3 protein-coding genes and 1 pseudogene are annotated in these 5,071 nt (G+C 42.3%); 1 reads left to right on the forward strand and 3 read right to left on the reverse strand.

What is annotated here, in order from left to right; translation table 11 throughout:
* Both HRT50_RS17725 and upp read right to left on the reverse strand, forming a co-directional pair.
* Positions 1-301 (reverse strand): solute carrier family 23 protein (locus HRT50_RS17725; RefSeq protein WP_291616970.1); only part of this gene is annotated, 301 nt, incomplete at its 3' end.
* A gap of 168 nt (positions 302-469) precedes the next feature.
* Positions 470-1,096 carry a uracil phosphoribosyltransferase gene (upp, locus tag HRT50_RS17730; RefSeq protein WP_291616968.1) on the reverse strand — a complete coding sequence of 209 codons (627 nt, stop codon included), beginning with the start codon at positions 1,094-1,096 and terminating at the stop codon, positions 470-472.
* Between the two features lie 427 nt (positions 1,097-1,523).
* Between upp and HRT50_RS17735 the strand changes: the two genes are divergently transcribed.
* Entirely contained in the window at positions 1,524-3,170 is a 1,647-nt protein-coding gene (locus HRT50_RS17735) for a chitinase (protein WP_291616972.1), read from the forward strand.
* 509 nt (positions 3,171-3,679) lie between these two features.
* On the opposite strand, the pseudogene HRT50_RS17740 reads toward HRT50_RS17735, so the two are convergent.
* A pseudogene (locus HRT50_RS17740) lies at positions 3,680-5,071 on the reverse strand (alkaline phosphatase); the annotation flags it as partial.

Genomic DNA, 5,071 nt, shown 5'->3' on the forward strand with positions numbered 1-5,071 from the left:
CTGGTGGCATTAGCTTATGTAAAAATCCAGCACCACGAACGGCAACGATTCCAGCGATTAGCACATAGACTAAACCCGTAACGAATAAAGAGCCCATAGCAGCGGCAACACCCCAAGTTTGCACTGAATAGGCAATGGGTGCGATAAAAACGAAGGAAGAAGCCAAAAATATTGGCACTTGCTGTTTGGTAATGAATTGAAATAATAACGTACCAATACCTGCAGTAAATAGCGCGACACTTGGATCTAGCCCGGTAATTAATGGCATCAACACCAGTGCGCCGAAGGCGACAAACAGCATTTGTAAACCGGCAAGGGCATTTCGCCAAGCAGGTTGATTAAAGCTACTTTGATTTAAATAAGATTCCGACATAAGACTTACTCTGTAGTGATTTAGCTATTTGTTAGTTAACGTGTCTATTCACGGCTATCAAATAGCGCTGTATTTGGCAGCTTACTTTAACCGCAATTACTTGGTACCAAATATCTTATCGCCAGCATCGCCAAGTCCCGGAATGATATAACCATTCTCGTTTAAGTGGTCATCAATTGAGGCGGTATAGATATCGACATCTGGATGAGCACTTTGTACTTTGGCAATACCTTCTGGTGCCGCCACTAAAATCAGCGCACGAATGTCAGTACAGCCGGCTTTCTTTAATATGTCGATGGTCGCATTCATTGAGCCGCCAGTAGCCAGCATAGGATCGATGATCAAAGCCATACGTTGATCGATATCACTGGTTAATTTTTCGAAATAGGTAACAGGCTGTAACGTTTCTTCATCGCGGTAAAGACCTACAACACTGATTTTTGCACTTGGCATTAGCTCTAATACGCCATCTAACATGCCAATGCCGGCGCGTAGAATTGGTACTACAGTGGCTTTTTTTCCAACGAGACGTTGACCTGTTAACTCACCATCCCAGCCTTCCATTTGAAAGTCTTCTAGCTCAAGATCTTTAGTCGCTTCATAAGTTAATAAGCTACCTACTTCAGCAGACAATTGACGAAAGTCCCGTGTGCTCATATCCTTGGCGCGCATTAGGCTGATTTTGTGTTGTACTAGTGGGTGTTTGATTTCAAATACTGACATACTTGGTGATCCAATGAAGAAAGTTGACCTATTCTCACATACATTGGCAAGATGTTAGAGCGATTTCAACTATATTTATCGACTTGTTCAGCTGCTGAATAACCACCATATTAACTAGCGTTATGAAGCAGTTTATTTGAAAAACAAAAGCTAATACTTCACAATTATTTATCCTCAGAAACCAGTATAGCTGGCTAGATAATCGCAAAAACAGCATTAATTGTTTAATTAATTGCAACTAGCCAAATTAATACAAAATAGGTCTGACCTCTACTTAATATCCTCAAACCCACTTGACAACGCTGTCATTAAGTATAAATATCAAGCTGATTTATTACAAAAAAGTTAACGACCAGTTAAAAAAACAACATCTACAATAATAATAGGCTAACTGATGAATACTAAAAACTTGATAAAACCAGCCATAATGGCTGCACTCTGCACCTCACTATCGATAAGTGCTACCCAGCCACAGGTAGATCCTGACACCCCAAACGGCTACATACTTGCTAAGACAGATATATTAGCAAGTGAACAAGCAAAAACACAAAACCCAATGTATGAAACATGGTCTCAAGCGTTAAGAACACAAAGTAATACTATTGTTAATGCTATTACACCTAACTCATCGGCCAACCCTGAAAATGTAAGGCGAGCAGAAAGAGTATTTGGTCAGCATGAATGGAATTTTTTAACCGCAATGGCTGCACCAGAATACACTTATACTCGATTTCTCAAGGCTATAGGAAAATTCCCTGCTTTTTGTGGCGACTATAGCGATAACCGCGATGCCGATGCTATCTGTCAAAAATCGATTGTTACCGCTTTTGCTCACTTTGCTCAAGAAACTGGCGGCCATATATCACCAGATAATACCTCTGATAATCCCGCTCAATTAGCAGAGTGGCAGCAAGCCCTAGTACATGTACGTGAAATGGGCTGGTCTGAGGGCGAAAAAGGCTATACCACAGGTTGTGGACAAGACGATTGGCAAAACAGACGCTGGCCATGTGCGCCAAATCAAGGCTACTTTGGCCGAGGAGCAAAGCAGTTATCTTATCACTTCAACTATGGCGCCTTTTCAGAAGTCATGTTTGATGGCGACGCCACCGTTTTACTTAACGACCCAGCACAGGTTGCTGACTCTTGGTTAAACTTAGCATCCGCTGTATGGTTTTTCTTAACACCACAAGCACCAAAACCGGCAATGCTGCATGTTATTGACCGTACTTGGCAACCATCAGCAACCGAATTAGCAGCAGGTATTGGTTATGGCTTTGGTACCACGATTAATATTATTAATGGTGGCATAGAATGTGGCGCGCAGAATCAAGACAAGGGACAACCGGTTAACCGCATTAGCTACTGGGTAGGATTATCTGATCACTATCAAATAATTAAACAAGCGGATGAAGAGAATACCTGTTGGCAACAAACCCCTTTCGGTAGCCTGAATTTAAGCAATGCCGAAGATGTACTTTACACCAATTGGGAAGGTGACTGGCAATATTACGCTGATCGCCCCGGTGGTTTCTCATTTGAATGTAAATTAGTGGGTTATCAAACGGCATATTCAGCACTTGTTACAGGTGACTATGAAAAGTGTGTGACGAATTTCTATCAGTCACATGTTAACTGGCCAACTGTGCGCATAGTTGATCAAATAACTGATCCAGTAGAGCCACCAACAAATGACACTGAATGGACTGCTAACAAAGTATATGTAGCAAATACGCTAGTTACTTATTTAGAGCAGCAATATAAAGCTAAGTGGTGGACCCAAGGAGACAAACCTTCAGATGGCGGACCATGGTCGATAGTTTCAGCTACTCCACCAACAGTTCCGCCGACTGAACCTGTGCCGCCTATAGAGCCGCCAACTACTCCACCGACTGAGCCTGTTCCTCCTACCGAGCCAGTTCCGCCGACAGAGCCACCAACAGATATAGCACAATGGGATCTAGCTACCGTATATTACGGCGGTGACCAAGCAACATATAACAATATCGTTTATACCGCAAAATGGTGGACCAAAGGTAATAAGCCTGACACCAGCAATGAATGGAAAAAATAAGTGCACAGAGCAGGGATATCATCTAAGCCAATCGGCTTAAGCTAAATTACCTTAGCCTTTATTATTACTAATAGAGGCTAAGGTATGTTTATTTATGCTATTACAACAAGTAGAGTTAGTGACTGTTTTGATGCTAACTCACTCAGCCAAACACTGACAAGCTAGCTGACGAAAATAAGGGCTAAATGGCCTAATGTTTGAAATTTAAAGTATGGACTTAGGAGTACTTAACTTATTGAATTCAGATTAATAATTATATTAGAAAGTGATCCATACGTGATCGAGAAAGGTATATATTTTTAACTATTGACTAGAATAAGCAATGAAATGGGAAATACAATGATAATACGGAGTATCTTGCAAGCTGATTTGTCGTTTTCTTACCACTGCCATAATAAAAAACCTCTTAACTATACAGGTTATTTAACCTTAGTTAAGAGGCTCTGATTTAACAATTAACAGTGAGTGTCTTTGTTAATTTGTTTGTTAATTTTTAACCGAGCTACAAATTATGGCTCGATTAGCGCTGCGATCATTTTGTTAGCCAGGTCGACGTGATGTTGCATGGTCGAGAATTGCTTAATCACCCCCATTGGTCCAAAAGCATAAACTGGAACAGGAGCAGCAGTATGAGTGCCCGTGCCCCAAACTACATTTTGATCAGCGGCTAGGGTGCGGCCAATTAAGTTGCCATGAAGCTCATCGCCATAAACGTAGAATTCTTTAAAATCGACGATTTTCGGGAATTCGCTGGCATCTAGGTATTTGTGACCTGGCACCTGATATTCATTAACTTCGCGCTGAGGTATTTGCTCAGCTTGCTCTGCGGTAACCTTAATCGCGCTATATTGATTAATAACATCGGCCCATTCCTGACCGGTAGTGCCGTTAAAGTCCCAGTTTGAATCAACAGCACTCATCATGTTATAAAAAGTGCCACTTTGGGCATACAATTTATCGAGTGTCGCCAGTGGACCAAAATTAAAGTTAGGTTTATATTCTCGACCTTGCATACCATCACCATCAAGGAACTTTCCTTCAGGTAAATTTTTGCGCGAATAACTTAAGCCAAAGCTGCCAGTTTCATGGTCGGCGGTAACAATTACCAAGGTATCTTCACGGTCTTTAACCCAGTCGTAGACGGCTTGCACCGCTTGATCGAATTTGATTAACTCATGCAACATAGTGCCGGCGTCATTAGAATGACCAGCCCAGTCTATTTGACCGCCTTCAATCATGAGGAAGAAACCATCGGGATCTTGGCTTAATACATCAAGTGCCTTGATTGTCATGTCACGCAGCGACGGTTCAATACAGCTATTGTCTTTGCTACAGGCGGTATACGCAATGCCATCGGCCATACCTGAGTTAGCAAATAAGCCTAATATTTTATTACCGTCGAGGGCGGCGAGTTGTTGTTTGGTAAAAGCTAATTCGTAGCCATGATCTGCTTTGGCTTCAAGGATTAGGTTACGATCGTCATTACGTTTAGATTTACCGAAACTGGTGGTCGGCATTCCTAGGTCTTTCATTAATGCTTGGTCGGCGAGATCTGTTTTAATATCTGACGGTAAAAATACTCGCGCACCGCCAGAGAGTAAAACATCGACATTACCTGACTCAATCAATTGCTCGGCAATCGTGGGCTGCGAATGCCGCGGGAGTCGCGTGAGTAATACGGGTATCAGAAACTAATCCGGTTGCCTTACCTTTGGCTTTAGCCATTTCTAGAATGGTTTCAACGATATTACCGTTAATATCAAGCCCGATCATTTCTGAACCAGCAGCTACACCGGTCGCGAGTTGAGTAGCTGAACAGGCAGAATCAACCACTAGGCTGCCGCTACCACCATGGGGTGCGTTGAGCGATAACCCCATCAAACCAGCGTTAGCAAATTTTG

Source organism: Colwellia sp. (assembly GCF_013215345.1).
In the GTDB taxonomy this organism is placed as follows: domain Bacteria; phylum Pseudomonadota; class Gammaproteobacteria; order Enterobacterales; family Alteromonadaceae; genus Colwellia.